The organism is Methylophaga thalassica, from assembly GCF_030159795.1.
GTDB classification, from domain to species: Bacteria; Pseudomonadota; Gammaproteobacteria; order Nitrosococcales; family Methylophagaceae; genus Methylophaga; species Methylophaga thalassica.
This window is the reverse complement of sequence record NZ_BSND01000013.1, coordinates 81901-106307: the sequence shown is the minus strand read 5'-3', so window position 1 is coordinate 106307 and position 24407 is coordinate 81901. Positions and strand designations below refer to the sequence as shown.

29 protein-coding genes are annotated in these 24407 nt (G+C 41.6%); 15 read left to right on the top strand and 14 right to left on the bottom strand.

The genetic code is table 11. From position 1 onward, the window contains the following. Positions 1–43: 43 nt before the first annotated feature. The 5 genes from QQL60_RS13325 to QQL60_RS13305 all read right to left on the bottom strand — a co-directional run bounded on the left by QQL60_RS13325 (position 44) and on the right by QQL60_RS13305 (position 4334). Positions 44–910, bottom strand: a complete 867-nt coding sequence (locus QQL60_RS13325) for a DNA ligase (protein WP_284723593.1) — start codon at positions 908–910, stop codon at positions 44–46. A 70-nt stretch (positions 911–980) separates the two neighbouring features. Continuing rightward, on the bottom strand, positions 981–1667 hold the full coding sequence (locus QQL60_RS13320; RefSeq protein ID WP_007144261.1) for a (5-formylfuran-3-yl)methyl phosphate synthase: 687 nt from the start codon (positions 1665–1667) through the stop codon (positions 981–983). Beyond that, a complete protein-coding gene (locus QQL60_RS13315; RefSeq protein WP_284451375.1) occupies positions 1657–2235 on the bottom strand; it encodes a DUF447 domain-containing protein in 579 nt (192 codons plus the stop codon). The genes QQL60_RS13320 and QQL60_RS13315 overlap by 11 nt, the downstream gene beginning before the upstream one ends. Then, positions 2207–3778, bottom strand: a complete 1572-nt coding sequence (locus QQL60_RS13310) for a DUF6513 domain-containing protein (RefSeq protein WP_284723592.1) — start codon at positions 3776–3778, stop codon at positions 2207–2209. The genes QQL60_RS13315 and QQL60_RS13310 overlap by 29 nt, the downstream gene beginning before the upstream one ends. Before the next feature lie 7 nt (positions 3779–3785). Then, on the bottom strand, positions 3786–4334 hold the full coding sequence (locus QQL60_RS13305; RefSeq protein WP_284451377.1) for a flavoprotein: 549 nt from the start codon (positions 4332–4334) through the stop codon (positions 3786–3788). Between the two features lie 140 nt (positions 4335–4474). On the opposite strand from QQL60_RS13305, the gene QQL60_RS13300 reads away from it, so the two are divergent. Further along, on the top strand, positions 4475–5788 hold the full coding sequence (locus QQL60_RS13300; protein ID WP_284723591.1) for an NAD(P)/FAD-dependent oxidoreductase: 1314 nt from the start codon (positions 4475–4477) through the stop codon (positions 5786–5788). Between the two features lie 70 nt (positions 5789–5858). On the opposite strand, the gene QQL60_RS13295 is transcribed toward QQL60_RS13300, so the two are convergent. The 4 genes from QQL60_RS13295 to rd all read right to left on the bottom strand — a co-directional run bounded on the left by QQL60_RS13295 (position 5859) and on the right by rd (position 10430). After that, positions 5859–6422: a cytochrome b gene (locus QQL60_RS13295; protein WP_007144256.1), complete on the bottom strand. Its 564-nt coding sequence runs from the start codon at positions 6420–6422 to the stop codon at positions 5859–5861. A gap of 87 nt (positions 6423–6509) precedes the next feature. Beyond that, positions 6510–8930: a DNA topoisomerase (ATP-hydrolyzing) subunit B gene (gene gyrB / locus QQL60_RS13290; RefSeq protein ID WP_007144255.1), complete on the bottom strand. Its 2421-nt coding sequence runs from the start codon at positions 8928–8930 to the stop codon at positions 6510–6512. A gap of 82 nt (positions 8931–9012) precedes the next feature. Next, positions 9013–10113: a DNA replication/repair protein RecF gene (gene recF, locus QQL60_RS13285; RefSeq protein WP_284723590.1), complete on the bottom strand. Its 1101-nt coding sequence runs from the start codon at positions 10111–10113 to the stop codon at positions 9013–9015. Positions 10114–10265: 152 nt separating this feature from the next. Next, the gene (gene rd, locus QQL60_RS13280) at positions 10266–10430 is read right to left on the bottom strand and encodes a rubredoxin (protein ID WP_007144253.1); all 165 of its coding nucleotides are present in this window, start codon (positions 10428–10430) and stop codon (positions 10266–10268) included. 212 nt (positions 10431–10642) lie between these two features. On the opposite strand from rd, the gene QQL60_RS13275 reads away from it, so the two are divergent. Further along, a complete protein-coding gene (locus QQL60_RS13275) occupies positions 10643–11569 on the top strand; it encodes a hydrogen peroxide-inducible genes activator (protein WP_284723589.1) in 927 nt (308 codons plus the stop codon). Here QQL60_RS13275 and QQL60_RS13270 read toward each other — a convergent pair. Further along, positions 11551–12087 (bottom strand): SCO family protein, encoded by a 537-nt coding sequence (locus QQL60_RS13270; protein WP_273179191.1) that lies wholly within the window; start codon positions 12085–12087, stop codon positions 11551–11553. The genes QQL60_RS13275 and QQL60_RS13270 overlap by 19 nt on opposite strands. 142 nt (positions 12088–12229) lie before the next feature. Between QQL60_RS13270 and murJ the strand changes: the two genes are divergently transcribed. Continuing rightward, entirely contained in the window at positions 12230–13771 is a 1542-nt protein-coding gene (gene murJ, locus QQL60_RS13265) for a murein biosynthesis integral membrane protein MurJ (RefSeq protein ID WP_284723588.1), read from the top strand. Between the two features lie 48 nt (positions 13772–13819). On the opposite strand, the gene QQL60_RS13260 is transcribed toward murJ, so the two are convergent. Continuing rightward, a complete protein-coding gene (locus QQL60_RS13260) occupies positions 13820–14500 on the bottom strand; it encodes an OmpW/AlkL family protein (protein WP_284723587.1) in 681 nt (226 codons plus the stop codon). Positions 14501–14616: 116 nt separating this feature from the next. Continuing rightward, positions 14617–15366 (bottom strand): fumarate/nitrate reduction transcriptional regulator Fnr, encoded by a 750-nt coding sequence (gene fnr, locus QQL60_RS13255; RefSeq protein WP_007144247.1) that lies wholly within the window; start codon positions 15364–15366, stop codon positions 14617–14619. A gap of 98 nt (positions 15367–15464) precedes the next feature. Between fnr and hisB the strand changes: the two genes are divergently transcribed. The 10 genes from hisB to tatC are packed head-to-tail and all read left to right on the top strand — an operon-like array spanning position 15465 to position 20647. Continuing rightward, positions 15465–16058 (top strand): imidazoleglycerol-phosphate dehydratase HisB, encoded by a 594-nt coding sequence (gene hisB, locus QQL60_RS13250; protein WP_007144246.1) that lies wholly within the window; start codon positions 15465–15467, stop codon positions 16056–16058. Between the two features lie 54 nt (positions 16059–16112). Beyond that, positions 16113–16757, top strand: coding sequence for an imidazole glycerol phosphate synthase subunit HisH (hisH, locus tag QQL60_RS13245; RefSeq protein WP_273179201.1), 645 nt, complete (start codon positions 16113–16115; stop codon positions 16755–16757). A 26-nt stretch (positions 16758–16783) separates the two neighbouring features. Further along, on the top strand, positions 16784–17533 hold the full coding sequence (gene hisA / locus QQL60_RS13240; protein ID WP_007144244.1) for a 1-(5-phosphoribosyl)-5-[(5-phosphoribosylamino)methylideneamino]imidazole-4-carboxamide isomerase: 750 nt from the start codon (positions 16784–16786) through the stop codon (positions 17531–17533). An 8-nt stretch (positions 17534–17541) separates the two neighbouring features. Then, complete coding sequence (gene hisF / locus QQL60_RS13235) at positions 17542–18315, top strand: imidazole glycerol phosphate synthase subunit HisF (protein WP_007144243.1); 774 nt, start codon at positions 17542–17544, stop codon at positions 18313–18315. Beyond that, positions 18316–18699 (top strand): phosphoribosyl-AMP cyclohydrolase, encoded by a 384-nt coding sequence (hisI, locus tag QQL60_RS13230; protein WP_284723586.1) that lies wholly within the window; start codon positions 18316–18318, stop codon positions 18697–18699. Beyond that, complete coding sequence (locus QQL60_RS13225; protein ID WP_007144241.1) at positions 18696–19013, top strand: phosphoribosyl-ATP diphosphatase; 318 nt, start codon at positions 18696–18698, stop codon at positions 19011–19013. The genes hisI and QQL60_RS13225 overlap by 4 nt, the downstream gene beginning before the upstream one ends. After that, positions 19013–19351 (top strand): histidine triad nucleotide-binding protein, encoded by a 339-nt coding sequence (locus QQL60_RS13220; RefSeq protein WP_040576129.1) that lies wholly within the window; start codon positions 19013–19015, stop codon positions 19349–19351. The genes QQL60_RS13225 and QQL60_RS13220 overlap by 1 nt, the downstream gene beginning before the upstream one ends. Positions 19352–19360: 9 nt before the next feature. After that, positions 19361–19600, top strand: coding sequence for a Sec-independent protein translocase subunit TatA (locus QQL60_RS13215; protein WP_007144239.1), 240 nt, complete (start codon positions 19361–19363; stop codon positions 19598–19600). Positions 19601–19620: 20 nt separating this feature from the next. Beyond that, positions 19621–19923, top strand: coding sequence for a Sec-independent protein translocase protein TatB (gene tatB, locus QQL60_RS13210; protein ID WP_007144238.1), 303 nt, complete (start codon positions 19621–19623; stop codon positions 19921–19923). Next, positions 19916–20647 (top strand): twin-arginine translocase subunit TatC, encoded by a 732-nt coding sequence (gene tatC, locus QQL60_RS13205; protein ID WP_273179211.1) that lies wholly within the window; start codon positions 19916–19918, stop codon positions 20645–20647. The genes tatB and tatC overlap by 8 nt, the downstream gene beginning before the upstream one ends. On the opposite strand, the gene QQL60_RS13200 is transcribed toward tatC, so the two are convergent. After that, positions 20644–20988 carry a pentapeptide repeat-containing protein gene (locus QQL60_RS13200; RefSeq protein WP_007144236.1) on the bottom strand — a complete coding sequence of 115 codons (345 nt, stop codon included), beginning with the start codon at positions 20986–20988 and terminating at the stop codon, positions 20644–20646. The two genes, tatC and QQL60_RS13200, sit on opposite strands and share 4 nt — an antisense overlap. Before the next feature lie 167 nt (positions 20989–21155). On the opposite strand from QQL60_RS13200, the gene QQL60_RS13195 reads away from it, so the two are divergent. Continuing rightward, positions 21156–21407 (top strand): TIGR02647 family protein, encoded by a 252-nt coding sequence (locus QQL60_RS13195; RefSeq protein WP_007144235.1) that lies wholly within the window; start codon positions 21156–21158, stop codon positions 21405–21407. On the opposite strand, the gene folA is transcribed toward QQL60_RS13195, so the two are convergent. After that, entirely contained in the window at positions 21376–21873 is a 498-nt protein-coding gene (folA, locus tag QQL60_RS13190) for a type 3 dihydrofolate reductase (protein ID WP_284451382.1), read from the bottom strand. The two genes, QQL60_RS13195 and folA, sit on opposite strands and share 32 nt — an antisense overlap. Before the next feature lie 286 nt (positions 21874–22159). Here folA and QQL60_RS13185 point away from each other — a divergent pair, with 286 nt between their 5' ends. Continuing rightward, positions 22160–24343, top strand: a complete 2184-nt coding sequence (locus QQL60_RS13185) for a primosomal protein N' (RefSeq protein WP_284723585.1) — start codon at positions 22160–22162, stop codon at positions 24341–24343. The last annotated feature ends 64 nt before the right edge of the window (positions 24344–24407 follow it).

Below are 24407 nucleotides of genomic sequence, written 5' to 3'. Positions count from 1 at the left end.
ACTAAAAATCAAACGCATGGCCTATTCTTCTTATTTGTCAGATTTAATCCAGTTCGGTGTCACGGATACGCAAAAAACGAGCAAAACGAGGCAAGCCATTTTTGGTATAACCTTGATAACGATAGGTGATAACCGTTCCAATCGCAGGCGGATTTAGGCGATCTTGATCGGATAAACCACTGCCAATAGCGAAAATTTGACCTTGAGCATTTTTAACGCGTAATGCACCTAACTGATGGGTATATTTGCCTTTACCAGGCAGGTGTCCAATAACGACAGCTTCTTCATCGTCGTAAGGTTTTAATTTTAATAACGCCTCTGTTCTGCCACCCTGATGTTTGGCAGAGGCGAGGTGTAGAATCAGACCTTCCGCGCCGTGCTCAAGCTTTTGCTGTAATAGATCTTTTAATGCGGCATTACTCGCAACGCGTTGTTGTTTAACTGTTTTGAGATGAGGCAGATCTAGTTTAGTGATTAAACGAGTGTAGTTTTGATAACGTTGCTCAAACGGCAAATTTTTATCAGGCATATCAAATACGCGGTAACTAACATGTTGCCACTCCTCATCAACAGGTGTTTGTGTTCTCACAATACCACTGAGCCGGGCAAAGTCCTGATGCGTTGTCCACAACTCACCGTCCAACCACACATCAGGGAGGGGAGCAGTAAACCAGTCCGGGGCATTAATAAGGTTTCCACTTCGCGTCAGTAGTTCTGTGCCGGTCCATATAGCTCGAACACCATCAAATTTCTCGCTGACGAGGTAGGCTGATATTGGCTCAGCATTGTCTGACTTATACACACTGGCCAGCTGCACTGGCGGCATGGCCTGAGCAGCATGAACGATCCCGTTAAAGGTAAGCAGGGTAAGAATTAAAAAAACACGGATAAAACGTTGAACAAGTTGCATGTTCGCCTCCTTGCGATTTAATGATGACCTATTTCACTGGCGTCCTGCCAATAAAGCCTGCTTATAACGTTTACTGTAACGCTGACGCGATAGTTTTGGCCAATGTTACGGATAAGGTTCCATTTCGTTTTCGGTCTGGACAAAGGGCACTGCGAAAGCCAAGATAGTCCGGCTGTAATGTTCGCAGGGTAGCAATGTCATCAATGCGTAATGCACCTGCCAAACCACATAATTGTTGTGCATCTTTTACGACGTTTACAAAGTCAGTCAGGGCATCAACGGACCAAAGATCCAACAAGGAACGACCATTTTTTTCAGCGGTATCGATCATTACACCGCTAAATCCTGTCTGCAATACCTGTTTTATCACATCCTTTTCATAGTGACGATCAGCAAACGTCACGGCAATGACCGGTGTATTAAGTTGTTTGATAACCGGCGTTAATTCTTGCAGACATTCAGCCTGCTCATCGCCGCCAAATAAGCCTACTTTGACATAATCCACACCTGTTTCAGCCATCTTCATAATTGCAGGTTCAATGAATTGAACCTGCATTGGCAAATCACCAACTGTGGCACTGGTTAAACACCGACCTGATGCCCATTTGACGACATTTTTCACCACATCCAGTGGCAGGGCACCCAAGGCGCCTTGTGCCGGTTGTTTCATGTCAAGTATATCTGGCAGACACTCGTTCAAGCTTTGCGCTTCTTCCAGCGATTGAACACTGGCAAGCCACTTTGTGTTATTCGACATCGATACCTGCTTGTTTAACCTTTTCCATTAACCATCCCCAGGCTTCCCACTCGCGTTCTCCCGCGGTTTTTTCCATGCCAATGGTTAAGTAGTTAATTTCATCGCGAATTTTTTGTTCCGGCAGCATGGACAGTCGACTGACCAAAATCGCCGCTTCAATCACGGCGCTTTGGGCACGGTTGTAACCACGAAATAAGCCGTGTTGCTGTTCATTTACCACAGCACCATAAAAACATGCACGCGGATCATCGTCATCCACATTCTGAATTGCGATTTCACTATGACTTAGCGCATCCGTCAAATAGAGCCCATCCACCTTTTCGCATGGTGATATTGGCCATTGTCGATGCCCGGTTAATGCCCCAGCAAATACACGAACATCATCAATATAATTAATACTACACGACCGCTGGTTCATCAGATTGTTGTATGTTGTTGAGGGTTTAAATGGTTTTATTTGAAAGTAATTGTTTACTTCACTAATTCCCATCGGCGCATGATGCGCCGTACCATCAGCATTTTTTGTTGTTACGATGACTTCATGAATCTTTGCGGTCAGCCGTGCCACAGGGGCGCTCCTTTTTCTTTTTATCGGACTCTGCCGTTCTACAGGCCGTACGTCGTTTTTTCACTTTAGGGGCTTTCTCATCACGCACGATTTTTTTCATACTTTCTCGCGCGGTATCACTGGCCTCAGCTGTCCCGCAGGCACGTTGTTTCTTTGTTTTCTTCATCGTGGTGCCTTCTTCTTTCTGCTCGCTGAGATCGTCTTCCTCTCTCGATACAGCACAACCCCACTGAAGTTCTTCATCCTGAGTATAACGTTTACCTAATTCCCAGGCTGTTTGTGCTCTGGCAAGTTCCACACCCAAGTAAAATGCATGTCCAGGATCATTTTCTACTTCAAGGTGTGGATAAAACTCAAACGGATCCACATCATGAATAATACCGTCACGATTAAACAAATAGATGCCATCAGCTGCAATTTTTATACGATAGTTCGGATCTTTAATGTTTTCAGCCAGCGCTATAATTTCATCCCGACTATCCGTAAAGGGTTTCCGTTCATGCGCAACTAGAAGGTCAGCCGTAAAATCTCGCGGTAAACTATTATCCTGTTTAGCTGCATACATCATCCTTCTTGCCACATCCGCTTCTCTTATAGCTCGTCGCGCATGCTGACTGACTTCGGTAGCCAAAACACAACTTACATTCAGCTCTGAAATAATGCCAAACAGCATCGCATTGATGCCGCTGGTGTCTGCGTCTGTAAGCTCAGTTAAATTACCCACTCCCATCATTATTGGAATATCAGGGTATTTTTCTCTTAATTGATAATAACGAACGATAGATGCTGTCAGGCCAAAATGGATGGGATCTAATATCGGATCAGCAATATACGGTTTGCCCCATCGTTCCATTATTTCCATCGCTCGTTCTAATGACTCGAGTGAACCTGGTTCAGCTGGAACTAATATCGGTATAGCATCGGTTTCTTTAGCAAGGTCGATGGTTTTTTCAGTAAGGCTCAATAAGTAGTCCGCGCCAGCATTAGCGGCTCTTTTTAAGTCCGGCAATGATAGTGAGTCCACACTTACTTTAAAACCATTATCATGTAATGCTTTAACAGCTTCTTCAAGGTGTGGAAATGACTCTTGAGGTAAGCAACCAATATCAATGACATCGGCACCATTATCACGGTAATAGTTTGCTCGGTCGATAATGCTATCAATCGTACGTTCTGGTGCATCAACAATTTCTGCGAAAATATCAACGGAATAGCGGCTCAGATCGGGGCGTTTTTTTGCTCGACCAAAGTGGATTGGCAGATCCTTAATTTCATCTGGTCCACGTGTAATTTTAATACCTAATTCTTTACCCAGCGCTTCAAGGTCACCACGGCACCGCCCCGGTACGATAATTTCGTCACAGTCCTGATAGTCTTCTGCTTTAAGCCTGCGTGCGATCATCGCATCCGTTATCAACGCCGCCACCGACACACCAATTTGGTGTACCCGGTAATCAAATGGCAGGGGTGCCATTTCCTGTAAAACCTGATTTACACTTGGTTCTGCAAGCTTGCCGGTGATAAACAAAATTCTTTCAGACATGCGGGACTCAGCCCACCTCTTTCAGGCGTATTTTCAGTGCAGCAAACAGCTGGTCAGCATCGTCTACGACGGTGGTTGCTTCGAATGTTCTCAACGTCTTGGTGTGCTCAAGATCGATCCTGCGAGGCCAAACACGCACGATTCGATCTGGTGCAGGTGTATCAATCTCCGGCTCAGAGTCACAGGCCAGCACGATACTTGGGATTTGGCACTTACCTGCCTGAGCAAAAATGTTTGTCACTAAGGTATCAGAAATGCCTAATACCATCTTAGCCACGGTATTAGATGTCGCTGGTGCTACTACTAAACTATGGTAATCACCCCGATAAAAAAGGCCCACAGGTGGCGCACTGGCGGCTCTGTCACGGTAAACCCGTCCCTCTGGTACTTGGGATTTTGGGTCATATCCGTACATTCTCACGACTTCTTCACCTGCACGGCTATAAAACAAGTCCACATCCTCTAATTCCCGGACAATTTCCAGACACTCTTTCAGGTAATGCCCTGAGCCAGTAACAGCCCAAGCCAGACGAGGTTTTTCAGGCCTTGCTTGCATTTCATTTCTCTGTGAATAAGTTAAGGTGTAAATTTTGCCAGACTAAACAGATATAGTAAAAATAAGATAGGTTTTATAAGGTTTTTTACGTTAAAATCGATAACTCATTGTAATTTTGCGTCAGATTGGAGCCTTTGCGAATGTCTAACAGTATTCCAAAAATTGTGGTTGTCGGTGGTGGAGCAGGTGGCCTTGAATTGGTCACTAAACTCGGCAAAAAACTGGGTAAAAAAGGCAAGGCTGAAATTACGCTTGTCGATAATACGCACACTCACATCTGGAAACCACTTCTTCATGAAGTTGCAGCTGGCACGCTCGATTCTCATGAAGACGAAATTGAATACCTGAGTCAGGCTAACGCTAGCGGATTTCGCTTCCGTCTTGGCAAAATGGATGGTCTCGACAGAAACCGCAAGACAATATCTCTTGCACCAACGCTCAACCCCGATGGTGTTGAGATTATTCCACGTCGTGAATTTGAATATGACTATCTTGTGATATCTGTCGGCAGCGTCAGTCACGATTTTGGTATAAAAGGTGTTCGTGATCATTGTTTATTCCTCGATACAACCAAACAAGCTGAATCTTTCCAGAATAAACTGCTTGAGGCTTATCTGCGCGCGCATACGCAAGGCAAACCGCTAGACGAAGGCCAGCTAAATATCGCAATTGTCGGCGCGGGGGCTACTGGTATAGAACTTAGTGCTCAATTGCATGAGGTTTCTCACTTACTGACGGCTTATGGTCTGGATGAAGTACAACCTCAGGACGTAAAAATTAGCATCATCGAAGCCGCAAACCGCGTTTTACCTGGTTTACCAGAAAACTTATCAGCAGCCACCACAAGTGAACTTACAAAACTTGGGGTTGATGTTCTTACCGGCGAACGCGTCGTAGAAGTCAATGATAAGGCTATATTTACTGAGAGTGGTAAAACCATCCCTGCATCTATAAAAGTTTGGGCAGCTGGTATCAAAGCACCTGAATTCCTGAAAGATATCGCTGGACTTGAAACTAACTGGATGAATCAACTTGTTGTCAGACAGACACTGCAAACAACCCTTGACGATGATATTTACGCCATCGGCGATTGCTGTGCATGTAAATGGCAGGGTCACGATGAAAATGTTCCACCACGCGCGCAAGCAGCTCATCAAATGGCATCTGTTGTATACAAGTCAATACGTAACCGGATGGCAGGTAAGGTAGCACCTGAATTTGAATATCATGATTACGGTTCACTGGTCTCTCTTGGTAAGTACAGTACTGTTGGTAACCTGATGGGCAACCTGAGCAAAGGTAGCTTGATGATTGAGGGCTTTATGGCGCGTCTCATGTATCTGTCGCTGTATAAGATGCATCAGGTAGCCTTATTTGGGCCTTTCCGTGTAGCGATGCTGTCGTTATCACATATCTTTAGACGTAGTGTACATCCTAAAATCAAACTTCATTAAGCCTATTTTTTTGCTTAGCGATATAAAAAAGGCCCTGTCAGGGCCTTTTTTTTCCGAGATGCCTCATTCTTTATTTCCTAGAAAATAATGACATTCGCTGATTAATAGTATTACCACTGAGACGGTGTTTTACTGCTGCGCCGATATGAATGACTAGTATAGCGATCAATGTAAATGCAAGAATTTCATGTATTTCACTGAAATACTCTCTCATATCAGGATCCGCTTCAGCTAGCCTGGGTAACACAATGCCCCAGAGCTTAGTATCGTATTTGCTGTACATTGACTGAAGATATCCGGTGAAAGGCATAGCAACCATCAATACATATAATAGCCCATGAACGCCACCAGAAAGCCGCTGTTGCCACGATGGAATGTAAGAGGGCAGTTGTGGTGCTTTGTGTGATAATCGCCACGCTATGCGCAGCACAATGAGAACAGCGACACTTATACCGAGTGACTTGTGCAATAAAAACCAAAACGCCCTTACACTCTCCTGGCCTGGCGGTAATTCCCATTCTTTGGGAAGCTGAACCATATACAGCCCAATAGCAATCATCGCTAATATCGCCAGTGCGATTAACCAATGCAAGATTCTTTGTACCAAGTCATACTGATTTTCAGTTTCGGACATACCGTTTCCTTCACTTTCTTTTATGCATAAAAAAGTCACACAACCTATCGGCTGTATGACTTATTTAATCAGGAAAGATTCCTGGATTTAGATATCCAGATTCGAGACCTGTAATGCATGTGTTTCAATAAATTCTCTACGCGGTTCAACATTATCACCCATCAGCGTGTTGAATGTTTCATCGGCTGCAATAGCATCATTGATTCTTACCTGAAGTAGTCTACGTTTAGACTTATCCATTGTGGTTTCCCATAATTGATCAGGATTCATCTCTCCCAGACCTTTATAGCGCTGGACATGTTGCCCTCGTCTGGCTTCGGCTAACAACCAAGTGACCGCTTGTGAGAAATAACTGACTTCTTGTTGTCTTTCACCACGTTCAACCCGTGCACCATCACCGAACAAACCATTGATTTTATTAGAAAATACTAAAATCTTCTGATATTCAGTACTATCAAAGAATTCACCCGGTACGTGATAGTCTGTGCTGATACCATGTCTGCTATAGCTAATATTAATGGTACCGACGGGCTCATTTTCCTGACGTTTGATGCTCAGTTTAAATTGTGTACCTGTCGGCAGTCCTTTGTTTAAAGCAACTTCAATATTTGCTAGCCATGCATTAATCGCCGCATCATCATTCATGTCTGGAATCTGAGGCTCGTACACCAATTTATCCAGAAACGCAGGGTAATAATGATTAGACAATCTACCAATAATTGAATTGACCGTTTGATATTCCGTTACTAGAGACGCCAGTGCAGTACCTTCAATCGGTTGAGCATTTTCTGCCGGATATAATTTCGCATTCGTTAATGCTACTTCAGTAAGATAACGCTCCATCTCAGCATCATCTTTTACGTAACGTTCTTGTTTCCCTTTTTTAATTTTATATAAAGGTGGCTGTGCAATATAAACATGGCCACGCTCTATTAACTCGGGCATCTGACGATAAAAGAATGTCAGTAGAAGCGTACGAATATGTGAACCGTCAACGTCAGCATCCGTCATGATAATAATATGATGATATCTGAGCTTTTCAGGATCATATTCATCACGACCAATACCGCAGCCCAAAGCCGTAATTAATGTTCCGACTTCTGCAGAGCTGATCATTTTGTCAAAACGCGCTCTTTCTACGTTAAGAATTTTTCCCTTCAGCGGTAATATCGCTTGTGTACGACGGTCACGGCCTTGTTTGGCACTACCACCTGCCGAGTCCCCTTCCACTAAGAATAATTCTGATAGGGCAGGGTCTCTCTCTTGGCAGTCTGCTAGTTTACCTGGTAGTCCGGCAATATCTAATACACCTTTTCGGCGTGTCAATTCTCTCGCTTTTCTTGCTGCATCCCGAGCACGGGCGGCGTCAATCATTTTATTGGCGATTAATTTAGCATCGGTAGGATTTTCGATTAAGAAATCGTGGAAAAACTCATTCACATAAGATTCCACAATTGTTCTTACTTCTGACGACACCAACTTATCTTTTGTTTGAGAGCTAAACTTAGGATCCGGGACTTTAACCGATAGCACTGCTGTTAAGCCTTCGCGAGCATCGTCACCACTTGTTGTGACTTTAGACTTTTTCGCCAAACCTTCACTTTCAATATATTGATTTAAGGTTCTGGTCAGGGCTGCACGAAATCCAGCTAGGTGTGTACCACCATCACGTTGCGGAATATTATTGGTAAAGCAATAAATATTTTCTTGATATGAATCGTTCCATTGCATCGATAACTCGACAGCAACATCATCACGCACACCTGATATCTTGATAATATTTTCGTGGATCAGATCTTTGTTCTTATTAAGGTGCTGAACAAAAGCAGTGATACCACCTTCGTAAAAGAAGGTTTCTGTCTTTTCATTACGCTCATCGGTTAGAACGATTTTTACACCTGAATTCAGAAAAGCTAATTCACGGATACGTTTTGCCAAGATATTGTAGTCAAACGTCACGTTAGTGAATGTTTCTTCACTTGGCCAGAACTGAATTTTTGTTCCTGTTATCTCTGTGTCTGCAACATCTGTTAATGGCGAGTCGGGTACACCATGTGTATAGGTTTGTTTATAAACTCTGTTATTCCGATGAATTTCCATTGCCAGCTTTTTGGATAATGCATTAACAACAGAAACCCCCACACCGTGAAGTCCACCTGACACTTTGTATGAATTATCATCGAACTTACCGCCAGCATGAAGAACCGTCATGATAACTTCAGCAGCAGAAACACCTTCTTCTTCGTGGATGTCGACAGGAATGCCACGACCATTATCAATGACTGATACTGAATCATCTGGATGTATACGCACCTGAATTTCACTACAATGACCGGCTAACGCTTCATCAATTGCATTATCTAACACCTCGAAAACCATGTGGTGCAATCCTGTGCCATCATCGGTATCACCGATGTACATACCAGGTCTTTTTCTAACTGCATCAAGTCCTTTTAGGACTTTTATATTCGAAGAGTCGTAAGTGTTGTTGTTTTTTTCCGTTGTCATAATCAAACTATTCCTGGCCAAATGGAGGATGTGCTGAATAACCTTCTATTCTACTACTTATACAGGTTTGTTGACAGTCTCATTATGAAGCTATCATTTCACCTTGTTTCACGTGGAACACTTTTTCTTTGTCTGTATTGATTAATGATGCGAGTTCGCTATTTGTACTCGTTATGAAACTCTGTACAGGTAGATTTCGTAGTGTATCTATGACTGTTATTTGATGGTTCCAATCCAGCTCTGAGCTTAGATCATCAATCAATAAAACCGTGTTTTTTACATCTTTTTCGTTCAGTAAAATGATTATTTGTGCCATGCATAGGCCCAGGTAAAACAATTTTTGCTGTCCCCTAGAAAGCATTTCTTCAGCAGAGGCATCATTAATACGTAATGTCCAATCGGCAGAATGTGGACCATTGCGACTATAGCCCATAATCCGATCACGCTCATAATTTTCATCCAGGATTTCGGCTAAAGATTTTTCCTTACTCCAACCCTTGTTGTACTTGACGGTAAACTTGCAGTCACTCAGCGATGGACAGAGCTTATGGAATAATGGCTCAAAAACACTAACGAGCTTATCTAAATAAGCTTCACGATAGTCCGTTATGATTAAACCATGCTTTATTAAATATTGATTCCATAGTTCAGTCTCATTTCTAGACTTTTTGTTTTTTAATGCTGCATTCTTCTGAAGTAGCGCTTTTTTATACGTTTGCCAGTGATAATTAAATTTGTGTTCCACGTGGAACATACCCCAATCTATCATCTTGCGACGAAATTTTGGGCCTAACTCAAAAAACTGGTGACAATTTGCAGAAATAAATTGTAGAGGAGTGTTAACTGCCAAATCTGATAACTTTTTAAGCGGGGCATTATTCAAACGAATTTGCAGCCCTGACTGGATATCATATAACAGTCCAACCGGTGTCATTTCAGAGGAACGCGCAAAAAGCGTAAATTGAGAATATTCTAGCTGGACAATATTTTTCAGATGACGCGATCGAAATGATCTACCCATGGCAAGTAAATGTAGAGCTTCAAGAATACTTGTTTTACCAGATCCATTTTCCCCAAGAATTAGGTTAATACCTTCAGAGGGGGATAGAGTAGCAGAACTAATATTACGAAAATGAACGAGGGTCAAGTGTGAAAGCACAAGTAATCTTATACGACCAATCAATTATTTCTGAACAGCAAAAGAAATCAATAACCTCATATGTTGTTATCGTTTACGATAAAACAATAAATAGAACACTTCTGTGAACTAATGTTCATGTACATAGAACCCATTTATCTATAGATCAAGGCGTTTGATTTGGACAAAAGAAACTTCTAGATTTCTACCATTTCAAAATCGTCTTTACCAACACCACATTCAGGACATTCCCAGTCTTCGGGAATATCTTCCCAAGCTGTTCCAGGGGCAATTCCTTCTTCAGGTAAACCTTCTGCTTCATCATAGATAAAACCACAAACAATACATTGCCATTTCTTCATTCTAAAACTCCGAGTATTTGAGAATAAAATCTAGTTATTATGAGTAAAGAATCTTAACAAAATTGAAGAGTTTACGCTCAATCATTCCTCGTAAATAGACAATAATAAAACTATTAGCCTTACTGCAAGTCAATAAAATAATAGATTAGGTTTAGCACATATTATATTTATGTTATAAATCAATATAAAGCTAATAAACGGAAATATCGATTATGCGACTACCGACATTAAGACAACTGCAATATTTAACTGCTGTGGTGGAAGAGAAACACTTTGGACATGCTGCCGATAAATGCTTTGTCACACAATCAACTTTAAGTGCCGGTATTCAAGACTTAGAGCAGTTACTTGAAGTGTCTTTGTTAGAGAGGACAAACCGAAAAGTACTACCGACCCCGATCGGAGAAGAGATCGCCAGCAGAGCACAACAGATACTATCATTGACTGAAGACCTTGTTGACCTTGCTTTATCGGAGAAGAACCCATTATCTGGTCGAATTCAAATTGGCATCATTCCGACAATAAGTCCTTTTTTATTGCCAAAAGTCTTACCCACTGTCAGAAAACAATTGCCAGATCTTGAGATAGTATTAATAGAAGACCAGTCAGAACGTCTCTTAGATCAATTGGAAACCGGTAGTATCGATGTCGCTGTATTGGCATTTCCATACAATACTCGCGGATTAACACATCGAGAGTTTGCAAAAGAACCCTTCTGGATAGCATTACCACAAAATCATCCCTTAGCCGATAAGGATAAGTTGAGCGCTGATGAATTACCTATTAATGAATTATTACTATTAGCAGAAGGACACTGTTTGCGAGAGCACGCATTGAGTGCCTGCCAATTACCCGCATCAGCTCAACGTAAAAGCGTTCAGGCAACAAGCTTATATACACTGATTGAAATGGTGGCCAGTGGATTAGGGATCACACTTATACCTGACATGGCGATAAATTCAGATATGGTTATACATTCAGACATTCGTCTTGTTCGTTTAGCTGCTGATAAAGAACAAGCTATGCGTGAGATAGGGTTAGTATGGCGACCAAGCTTCAGAAGAACAGCGACCTTAGAGCAGCTGGCAAAAACATTTTCTGATGCTTTAGCCGATACTAATTACTCACTACGAGCATAAAAGTCGCGTATCTGAAAAAATATTTTTTGAATAGCTAAGGAAGTAAAAGGCGGTTTGAATACAGCATAAGCACGCCCTTGAGGATCAATCAGATAAATATAATGCTGTTGTTCAACTTTCAAGCTGTGTTCATATTCCTCAGGCTCTAAATATAAAAAGTCGACACTTTTAGTGATAGATTCGATAACTTCCGATGAACCGCCAAAGGTTTTTAAGTCAGGAAAGGAAAGGGAAGCAGTGTCGGTATTATCGCCAAAGTTAATAATTAAAAACTGTATTGAGGAACCAGCAAATAAACGTTGCAAATGCTGCATCACTTTTACGACAACAGTACACTCTGGCTCACAATATAGGTGTGTAAAGTAGACAAAGCTCCATTTGCCGTCGAGGGAGACATTCGTTAATACCTGTTTTTCATGACCTTGCAATACAAACTGAGGTATCAGTTGTGGAGGGGAGATAAGAAATTTTCTCAGATTGTCAGGAATATCACGCCTGTCTGGTTGCGTAAACTCCATTCTGCTTAGCCACAACACTAAAATAATCAGTGTAATAACAAGATATAACGCTAAAAAAGCCTTAGAATTAACACTTTTAATTGGCTTAAACATCTTTATTTAACCTTGTACAGCCGAGATATAACCCTGTTGTGAGTAAAACATGAGCGAAAAACTCTTCAAGTCTACCGCAGTTGTCAGTGTGATGACTTTTTTATCCCGGATACTAGGCTTTGTAAGAGATATTGTCATTGCCAGAATGTTCGGTGCAGGCTTGGGCGCAGATGTTTTCTTTGTTGCTTTTAAGATCCCCAACTTTTTAAGACGACTTTTTGCTGAAGGTGCCTTTTCACAAGCTTTTATTCCCGTTCTTGCAGAATTTAAAGAACATGGTGATAAGCCCTTACGGCAATTGATTGCACAAACCAGCGGCACTTTAGCCGTTATTCTAACCATGATAACGGCTGTGGGGATGATTGCCGCACCTGTGATTATCATGATTTTCGCCCCCGGCTTTGTAGAAGACCCAATCAAAGCCGACCTGGCAGCTAATCTTCTTACCATCACCTTTCCGTATATCTTTTTTATCTCATTAACGGCGCTTGCCGGTTCAATTCTCAACAGTTTTGGTAAGTTTGCTATTCCTGCATTTACCCCCGTATTTCTTAATATATCGCTAATTGCAGCAGCGATATGGTTATCACCTAAATTAGAGGAACCGGTCACAGGTCTCGCCTGGGGTGTTTTTATAGGTGGGGTTGTACAGTTTTTATTTCAGCTACCCTTTTTAATAAAACTCGGCTTATTGCCCAGGCCAAAATGGGGGTGGAAAAGTGAGGGTGTCAGGAAAATTATCCGCTTGATGATCCCGGCTATGTTTGGTGTTTCCGTTGCGCAGATAAATCTTCTACTGGATACCTTACTTGCATCATTTTTAGTTACTGGCAGTATTTCCTGGTTGTATTATTCAGACCGACTTGTTGAGTTTCCATTGGGTGTTTTTGGAATCGCTTTATCTACTGTTCTTTTACCGAGCCTATCTAGAAAACATGCAGCCAAGACCACAGAAGAATTCTCAGACACTATCGACTGGGCCTTACGCTGGGTGTTTCTTATTGGAACACCAGCTGCAATAGGGCTGATTTATTTAGCTGAACCTTTGTTAATGACATTATTTCAATATGGAGAATTTACAACCGTCGATTCTCATAAAGCTTCTTTGAGTTTAATAGCCTATGGCTTAGGGCTATTACCTTTTATATTCATCAAAGTCCTGGCACCAGGTTATTACGCCAGACAAGACACAAAAACCCCTGTCAAAATAGGCATCATTGCCATGATCAGTAATATGGGGCTGAATATAATCCTGATGATCTATCTTGAGCACGTGGGCTTGGCTTTAGCGACATCATTATCAGCCATACTTAACGCTGGCCTGCTTTATCAAGGTTTAAGAAAGCGCGGTGTTTATTCACCAACCCCTGGCTGGGCACGATTTTCATTGAAATTAATTATCGCTAATTCAGGTTTATTGCTGTTTTTATTCGCCTTGAATCCGGTATATAAAAACTGGGAAATGTGGGATGCTTTACAGCGAGCTAGTCATTTATCTGGATTAATCATGGGTGCAGCTGTGATTTATTTTGTCTTACTACTCATCTTACGTATCAATCTAAGAAGCTTAGTTAGACCAATCAACAGATAAAAAAAAGGCCCTCCGAAGAGGGCCAAGCACTACGAGGACATTAATTTCTTAGAAGCGGCGTCCGATACCAATACCCCAAACAAATGGGTCAATATCAGCGTCAATTTTTGCAGTACCAACAGGGGTTCCTTTGAAGTGAGCAGTTGTATCGATATCAATATATTTCACATCAAAGTTCACAAACCAGTCTTCATTTAGAGCCACATCAACACCAGCTTGTGCCGCTAAACCCCATGAGCTATCCAGTTTTACTTTAGCGCCGGGTACATCAAGAACAGGACCTTTTACCTCTTCATCAAAGAAATAAGTGTAATTGATACCTGCACCGACATAAGGGCGAATCTTTGAGTCAGGCATAAAGTGATACTGCAGTGTCAGTGTAGGAGGTAATACTTTAGTATCAATAACATCACCTAAACCTTGAGCAGCCCAATAACCTTCCGATTTCACTGTGTGTTGTGAATATCCAAGGATCAGCTCAACCCCCCAGTTTTTGCTCATCATATAAGTAATATCTAACTCAGGAACTGTGTCAGAGTTTACGCTAACACCTTTTTGGCCTGAATCAGCGCCACCAACATATAAAGTGCCACTATCATCATTAGGATTAACGTTGATAATACGACCACGAACTAACCAGTCACCTGCTTCATAAGCCATGGCAGGAGCGGCAAGCGTAGACAAGCCTAAAGTAGTGAGTAGTGCTGCAGCAAGTGTTGTTGTTTTCATTTTTTCCTCCTCGGACAAACTATGTTCTGTAAGACATGGTTTGAATTTTACGGAGGTGTGGGGTTAATGCATTGACCTGGATCAATAAAGCGAGCGCTTACCAATTTTTAGCGGAATTACCCACATAATGTTTTTAATTTTTCAGTGTCACGCAAAGAAATAGATTTGTTTTGAATATCGATCAAGCCTTCATCCTGAAAGCGCGAAAAAAGCCGACTGACGGTTTCAACAGCCAGACCCAAATGATTAGCGATATCACCACGTGACATACTGAGCTGAAATTCACGTGCAGAAAAGCCACGATCCTGGAAACGACGCGAAATAGATAATAAAAATGTCGCCAGTTTTTCTTCAGCCGTTTTTTTGCCTAATAAAAACATCAGACTTTTATCACCAGACAGTTCTTTACTCAAACGTGACATCATCTGTACTTGAAGTTGAGGCATATTGGTGCCCAACTCTTGCAACATATCGAAAGGTAATTCACACACACTACTGCTTTCTAATGCTTTTGCGTTAGAACGATAAGCCTGTTCATAGATAGCATCCAGACCAACAAACTCACCCGGAAAATAAAATCCGGTTACTTGCTCGCGACCATCAACCGCAGAAACCGTTGTTTTAAAGGAACCAGAACGAACAACATAGATAGAATTGAACGGTGTCTGGGTACTAAACAGTGGCTGACCTCGGGAATAACTCTGACTGCGCTTGATGATTTTATCTAATTGAATCAAGTCGTTATTGTGTAAACCAAGTGGCAAACATAAACGATAAAGTGAACACTCCTGACAAGCGAGATTATGTTCATGTTCGACTTTAGCGAGGTCCTGAAATAGTGGGGTAACGTTGCCTAACTGGGTCATTGCTAATCCTATATAGTGAACGTTGACTATAATAACGCTTCAAACCCTTGTTCGAAACAGTTATTATCTCCTTTTATTACTAATATTCAGGAAATCAAATGACCACTCGTAGCGCGTCAGTTGCGCGAAACACACTGGAAACGCAGATCGAAGTTTCAATCAATCTGGATGGTAGCGGTCAATTCAATGCCGAAACGGGTGTTCCGTTTTTAGATCACATGATGGATCAAATAGCCCGTCATGGCTTGTTTGATCTAAATGTTAAAGCAAATGGCGACTTACACATCGACGCTCATCACACCGTTGAAGATGTAGGCATCACAATCGGTCAGGCCTTAAAAAAAGCATTAGGTGATAAAAAAGGGGTTGTTCGCTACGGACATGCCTATGTGCCGCTAGATGAAGCATTATCTCGCGTTGTACTTGATCTTTCTGGTCGTCCTGGACTTGAGTTTGATGTGACATTTACCCGCGATAAGATTGGTGAGTTTGATGTTGACCTGTTCTACGAATTCTTCCAAGGCTTAGTCAATCACGCTGGCATTACACTACACATTGATAATCTAAAAGGCCGCAATGCTCATCATATTGCTGAAACCATTTTCAAGGCATTTGGTCGAGCATTACGAATGGCTGTTTCACTGGATCAGCGCGCATTAGAACAATTGCCTTCAACTAAAGGTGCTTTATAATCTTTTTAAAAGAATTATTAGCCATAAATTATTAAGTAAATAAACAGGTTTAACATGCATCGCATAGCAGTGATTGACTACGGCATGGGTAATTTACGCTCTGTCTCAAAAGCACTGGAAGCAGTTTCCAATAATGCCTCTGTTGTTGTTACGTCAGATCCTCAAACCATTCTTTCTGCCAGCCATGTTTTATTTCCAGGCGTTGGAGCAATACGTGATTGTATGGCAGAACTAAAACATCTGGAACTGGAACACGTTATCAAACAAGCTGCTCAGGAAAAGCCTTTTCTTGGAATATGCTTGGGGATGCAGGCCTTATTGACTCATAGTGAAGAAAATAATGGCGTCAATACACTTGATATTTTCACTGGCGAAGTCAAATTATTTCAGCCTGCTAAAAATGCTGATGGCGAAAAACTCAAAGTCCCACACATGGGATGGAACCAGGTTCATCAAACCTGCCCACACCCGTTGTGGAAAGGCATAGAGCAAAACAGTCGGTTTTATTTTGTACACAGTTTTTATGCTGTTCCAGAAGACAAACGTGTTATCGCTGGCACATCTGCCTATCCTGATGATTTTGCCGCCGCACTGTATAAAGACAATATCTTTGCAGCCCAATTTCACCCTGAAAAAAGTCAGCGAGCCGGACTGCAGTTATTAGAAAACTTTGTAAACTGGGACGGTCAGTCGTCCTAATCAACATCAACAAACGGAGTAAGATTATGTTGTTAATCCCTGCCATTGATCTCAAACAAGGTCACTGCGTGCGCTTGCGTCAGGGGCGAATGGAAGATAACACCGTGTTTTCAGAAGATCCTGTTGCCGTTGCCCGTAAATGGGTAGAAGCGGGAGCCAAAAGACTTCATATGGTAGATTTAGACGGTGCTTTTGCTGGTAACCCGGTTAATGCTGAAGTTATCCATGAAGTTTGCAAAACATTTCCTGAGCTAGATGTACAAGTTGGGGGTGGCATTCGTGATGAAGAAACGATAGAAACATATCTTCACGCCGGTGTTCGCTACGTCATTCTGGGAACCAAGGCGATCAATGCGCCGCATTTTGTGGGTGATGTATGTGCCGAATTTCCAGGTCATATCATCGTTGGTCTCGACGCTAAAGACGGGAAAGTCGCCATTGATGGCTGGTCGAAATTATCCAATCATGATGTCGTCGACATTGCCCAGCAATTCGAGCAAGACGGTGTTGAAGCCATTATTTACACAGATATCAGCCGCGATGGCATGATGCAGGGCTTTAATCTTGAATCTACTCGAAACTTAGCTCGGGCAATTCAAATCCCCGTTATCGCATCAGGTGGCGTCAGCTCCTATGAAGATATTGAATCTTTGTGCGCTTGTGAAGACGAGGGTGTGATGGGGGCTATTTTAGGCCGCTCAATTTATGAAGGCAGTATCGACCTGAAAAAAGGTCAGGAACTGGCTGATAAATTAAACCCGCCGTTGGAGTTTTAAAGCTAACCATGGCTCTCGCGAAACGCATTATTCCTTGTCTTGATGTTGATGGTGGACGTGTCGTTAAAGGCGTCCAGTTTGTTGATATCAGAGATGCCGGCGATCCAATTGAGGTTGCTAAACGTTACGACCAACAAGGCGCTGATGAAATCACTTTTCTCGATATCACAGCCACACATGCTGAACGTGACACAATGGTCCATGTTGTTGAAGCTGTAGCCAGTCAGGTGTTTATTCCATTAACTGTTGGTGGAGGAATAAGAACGGTTGAAGATATTCGCCGAATGCTGAATGCCGGTGCCGATAAAGTGGGCATCAACTCTGCTGCAGTTAATAATCCTGAATTTGTTCGCGAAGCGGCAGAAAAATTCGGCTCACAATGTATTGTGGTAGCGATCGATGCTAAAAAAGTCTCTGCTGAAAACGAAACTGATAAATGGGAAATTTTTACCCACGGTGGTCGTAAACCTACAGGGATTGATGCTGTTGAGTGGGCTAAAAAAATGGTCGACTATGGTGCTGGAGAAATCTTGCTAACCAGTATGGATAAAGACGGCACCAAATCAGGGTTTGACCTGGCACTGACACGAGCAGTCAGCGATGCGGTGAACGTTCCTGTTATTGCGTCAGGTGGTGTTGGCAAACTTCAGGATTTAACCGATGGTATAAAACTTGGCCATGCCGATGCTGTCTTAGCAGCAAGTATCTTCCACTTTGGTGAACACACTGTTGAAGAGGCAAAACAACAAATGGCAGCGCAGGGTATTGAGGTGAGACTGTAAATGACAGCTTGGATAGAACAAGTAAAATGGAATAGCGATGGACTTGTTCCTGTTATTACACAAGAGTTTGAAAGCAAGCAAATACTTACTTTAGCCTGGATGAACAAAGACGCTTTACAACTGACCGCAGAAAAAGGGCATGCTGTTTACTGGTCTCGTTCCCGACAAAAGTTATGGCATAAAGGGGAACAGTCAGGGCATCAACAACTCGTTAAATCCATAAGAATGGATTGTGATAACGATGCCATCTTGCTTGAAGTGATTCAAAAAGGCGGAATAGCCTGTCATACAGGCCGTCATCACTGTTTCTTTAATAAGCTTCAAGAGGGTCAATGGCAAGCTGTTGAGCCTGTGTTAAAAGATCCCAAAGATATCTATTCATGAGCGATATAATCAAACAACTGAGTGAAGTTCTTATTGAACGTAAAACAGCAGATGCAGACAGTTCTTATGTCGCTAGTCTCTATGCTGCTGGCACTGATAAAATCCTGAAAAAATTAGGTGAGGAAGCGGTAGAAACCGTTATCGCAGGTAAAGGTGGAAACAAAGATGAAATCATCTATGAAACTGCCGACTTATGGTTTCATAGTCTTGTTTTACTGGCACATAATGATATCGATACTCAAGCGGTGCTAGACGAACTTGCAAGACGTTTTGGCCTCTCAGGCCTGGAAGAAAAGGCTAACCGGAGTAAATGATGAGTGATTGTATATTCTGCAAAATTATCGCAGGTGAAATACCTTCAAGCCGGATCTTTGAAGATGAGCTGATTTATGTCTTTAAAGATATCAACCCAAAAGCGTCGGTCCATCTGTTAGTTATCCCAAAACAGCATATTGCGAGACTGGATCACGCTAATCAGCAACACGCTTCACTTCTTGCTCATATGATGCTCAGTCTGCCTAAAATTGCAGAGAGTCAAGGTTTGGATAATGGCTTTAGAACTATCATCAATACCGGACCGGGTGGCGGTCAGGAAGTTGATCATCTGCACATTCACATCCTTGGCGGCGATAAAATGCCAGGATTTAACTAGGAGATAACCATGTTAGGTGGTATTAGCATTTGGCAGTTACTGATTGTTTTAGCCATTGTGATTTTATTATTTGGCACAAAAAAATTACGCTCTTTGGGTGGAGATTTAGGCAGTGCCATAAAAAACTTCAAAGACTCAGTGCAAGATGGCAAAGATGACATCGAGAAAGGTGAACATGATTCAATTCAGCACCATGATACGCATGAGTCATCACAGAAAAGCGATAGTAAAGATAAAACATCTCACTAAGCTAAATCGGCGTATTAGCCATGTTTGATATTGGATTCTGGGAAATCTTGGTTATTGCTCTTGTGGCACTGATTGTTGTCGGCCCGGAAAGGCTGCCTAAACTCATCAGAGTGACAGGATTATGGATAGGGCGAGCCCAGGCTTCTTTGCACGCCATAAAAACCGATATTTCAAGAGAGCTTCGGGCACAAGAGCTTAAAGATGCTCTGAATAAAACCAATCAAACCATGTCTGATATGAATCAAACAATTCACATTGATGAAAGCTTAGAAAGCCAGAAAAAAACAGAAAACACCGAAGAGACAGATAAAAAAGATGGATAATAACGATCAACAACCATTGATATCACATCTGGTTGAACTTAGGGATCGTTTGCTAAAAGGCGTGTTAGTTGTACTGGTCATCGCTCTATGTTTACTGCCTTTTTCTAATGACCTTTACCACTTTTTATCCGAACCGCTCTTAAAGCAGTTACCAGAGAGCAGCACCATGATTGCGACCGAGGTCGCTTCCCCGTTTTTGACCCCCTTTAAACTGACGCTGAGCATCTCCATTCTGTTGGCTGTTCCAGTTTTGTTATATCAACTGTGGGCCTTTGTTGCACCAGGCTTATATTCACATGAAAAAAAGCTGGTATTCCCACTGCTGTTTGCCAGCACCATTTTATTTTTCTTAGGAATTATTTTCGCTTATTACGCGGTATTTCCACTGATCTTTGCTTTTTTGACGCAAGCTGCTCCTGAAGGCGTAGCAGTGATGACAGATATCAGTAGTTATCTGGATTTTGTTTTAAAACTATTTTTTGCCTTTGGTTTGGCCTTTGAGGTCCCTATTGCCACTGTCTTGCTTATCTGGACTCAAGCGACAACGGTGGAGGCCTTGAAAGAAAAACGGCCTTACATCATCGTGGGGGCGTTTGTAGTGGGTATGTTACTCACGCCCCCGGATGTAATTTCACAGACCTTGCTTGCTGTTCCCATTTGGCTATTATTTGAGATGGGATTATTCAGCGCACGGTTTTTACCAAAAAAACAGCAAGAAATCTAAGCCTTGTAACGCATTCGTGTTCCATGTTGTAAAGAAAGTAAAATTTCCTCGGCTTCAAATTGTTTAGGAAAATAGACCCCGGAAATTTTTGCACCATGAATGCTCGCACCTTCCATGCTGACACATTCAGTAAAGTCTATCCCCCTCAAATCTGCTTGACGAAAATAGCTATTTGAAAAGTCCAGACCTTTTGCTAGCAAACCAACTAAGGTTAAGTGCCTAAAATCGCATCCCCTTAAATCTACCTGCTCACCGGCAGCAACTCGTTGGTTAAATTCTTGAACCTTACCATCACGTAGTAATTGGTAAAGTGGGTTATCGGTAATTACTGGAGCAGCCATTGTTGTTTCTCCCTTACTGTCTTTATTGTTATATAACGGCTAGATTCTAGCTAAGTCCATCATATTTCTATACAAAAGAAAATATTCCGATATATTTCACAAATACCTAAATGAATTTCACCCTTTATGCTATTTTAAATCCATAAAAACAGCAAAAGGCTCAGATCATGACAATCAAACAATATCTAATAGAAGAAATCGAAGTATTACTTCAATTCCCGTTAAACAGCACTCAAGCAGGCATTAAAGTTCATCACAACGCCAGACAAGAAATGATCGATGCCACTGAAAATTTATATAAAAAAGGACTCATCAGCCAACATGATGGGGGTTATCTCACTGATTTAGGCTACGAAGCTGCAGAACACTTACAGCACGCATTACAAATCATCTGTTCTGAATCTTCTGAAATAGCATAAAGCTATAATCATACTGATTCTTTTCATCGGCTTTATGGTCTTCTGAACTCACCAGTTTCCAATCAGAACGATCCCAGTCAGGAAACCAGGTATCACCACCATCAATGGTGGTGTGGACTTGTGTGATATAGAGTTTGTCACATAGTGGAAAACATTGTTTATAGAGCGATGCTCCTCCCATAATCATCACTTCTTCAGCATTTTCACACAAAGAAAATGCCTGCTCCAATGAATGAACAACATCACAACCGTCAGCAATATAATCATCTTGTGACGTCACAACGACGTTTCTTCGACCCGGTAGTGGTCTACCAATTGATTCATGTGTGTTTCTTCCCATGATAATGGGTTTACCCATGGTGGTTCGTTTAAAAAACTGTAAATCGGCAGAAATTTTCCATGGCAAATCATTGTCTTTGCCAATCACACCTTGTTCATCCATCGCCACAATCATTGCTATTTTCATTCATTCTCCAAACACATTTTTAACCTAATAACAGGCGTAATTTTTACTCATAATAAGTGCTGTATAAGATCCCTATAAGATCGATCACAAGCTGTGGATAACTTTCCATGTGGATAACTCCTGTTTTTATCCACAGGATTTAGTCTGCGCAGCTTTAAAGTTATCAACAAGTGTAAACATCGATAACAATCTGATTTATATGTTGTAATAAGAACTATCCAACAATCCACAGGCATAAATCATTAACATCACTAAAAAAATATCTTTCTTTCTTTATGTTTAATTAATGACTTGCATACTTCACATTAGCGTACCGTGTCCTCTCAGACAATTGTTTGATTACACCTCAGACTTACCTATCTCCGAATGGGAAATAGGTGCTCGGGTAAAAATAAACTTTGCCAACCGACTCTGCACCGGCATTGTTGTAAAACTGAGTGAAGTTAAAAGCGATACAGATATCACTAAGTTAAAAGCGATCGAAGAAAAGTTAGATGACAAGAAATTAATTCCAGATGAATTAATGCAAACATTACTTTGGGTAAGTCGGTATTATCACCATCCTCTTGGCGAATGTTTTCAGACAGCTTTACCCAAATTACTCAGAACAGGAAAACCAGCAGAACTTGATAAAGAAACGTGGTGGTTCAGAACAGACATAACTGTCGATAAAAAAATGGGTTCAAAACAACAACAGTGTCTGGATTTACTAGAAGATTATGCTGACGGTATCAGCCAGTCGATGTTTAAACAGTATTTAGGGAATGTCAGCAGTTCTCTCAAAGCGCTTGAAACAGCAGGCTTGATATCACAACAACAAAAAGCAAAATTACCCATTCCAAGTAATGAACTGAATGTTGATTTAATACTGAATCAGCAACAACAACAGATTGTAGAAAACGTTTGGCAAAAAAAAGAAGAATTTCAGCCCTTTTTATTGGAAGGAATAACCGGTAGCGGTAAAACAGAAGTTTATATTGAGCTAACCGAAAGAGTGTTAAAAACCAATAAACAAGTATTAATACTTATTCCAGAAATTGGTCTGACAGGACAGTTTGTTGAACGATTTAAAAAAAGACTGAACACGACCATAGTCATCCTGAACTCAGCCGTTTCAGATAAAGAAAGAAAACAAGCCTGGTTATTAGCAAAACAAGGTTTAGCAAATGTGATTATCGGTACACGCTCAGCCGTTTTCACCCCATTGATTAACCCAGGACTTATCATCATCGATGAAGAGCATGACAGTTCCTATAAACAGCAAGATGGCTTACGTTATCATGCAAGAAATGTCGCTCTGATTAGAGCTCAAAAATACAATATACCGATCGTCATGGGCAGTGCGACACCGTCACTAGAGAGCTTGTACCAAGTAAAAAAACAACGTTTTCAATTGCTTGAATTAACACAAAGAGCAGGTAATGCTCAATTACCACCGGTACGTTTAGTCGATAACAGTCAAGCAAATCCTGAGCATGGCTTTAGCGATGTCTTACTCAAAGCAATCAAAAAACATCTGGATGCGGGTAATCAGATTATTTTGTTTATCAACCGACGTGGTTATGCCCCCGTTTTGATGTGTCATGACTGTGGCTGGCAGGCTAAATGTAAACATTGTGATGCAAGAATGGTGGTTCATCAGCATCGCAATATTTTGTTTTGTCATCATTGTGGTTTTATTCAGCGATTAGTTGAAGAATGTCCTGAATGTGAATCAAAGTCATTGAAAAGTTATGGTGCTGGCACGGAAAAAATTGAACAGCACTTGCAAAAACTTTTTCCTGAAACACCGATTATTAGGGTCGATCGAGATACTACCCAGAGAGTGAACGCTTTTTCAGATCTGATTGCTGATATCAAACAAGGGGAAGCCCGAATTCTGGTGGGAACACAAATGCTGGCAAAAGGTCATGATTTTCATGATGTTACTCTCGTCGGTGTTCTTGATACTGATCAGGGCTTGTATAGTGCTGATTTCAGAGCCACAGAAAATCTGGCACAAATGATTACCCAGGTCACAGGTAGAGCCGGGCGTGGAGATAAGTCAGGCGAGGTATTAATTCAGACAGAACAACCTGCGCATATTTTCTGGAAAAACCTCATCAAAAACGGCTATAAGAAAACAGCAGAAAGCTTGTTGGAAGAACGTATTGAGATGGAATTACCGCCGGTTTCGAATTGGGCGGTTATCCGCGCTGAATCTTCTGATAGAGAACAAGCAACAGCGTTTTTACAAGAGTTCAGCGCACAATGTCATCAACATGCGTCAGAGGAGGTTCTGATTTTGGGACCGGTTCCAGCGATTATGGAAAAAAAGGGAGGGCGGTTCAGAGCGCAATTGTTATTGAGTAGCGCACATCGAAAACCCTTACATCAGTTATTGGATCGACATATCAGTGTGATTTCACGGCATAAACTGGCAAGAAAAGTACGTTGGTCAATTGATATTGATCCAGTCGATCTTTTGTAAACATATTTACCGCCTAAAAACGATAACGAAACAAGGATGTAATCCAAGCGGATGATCGGGTAAA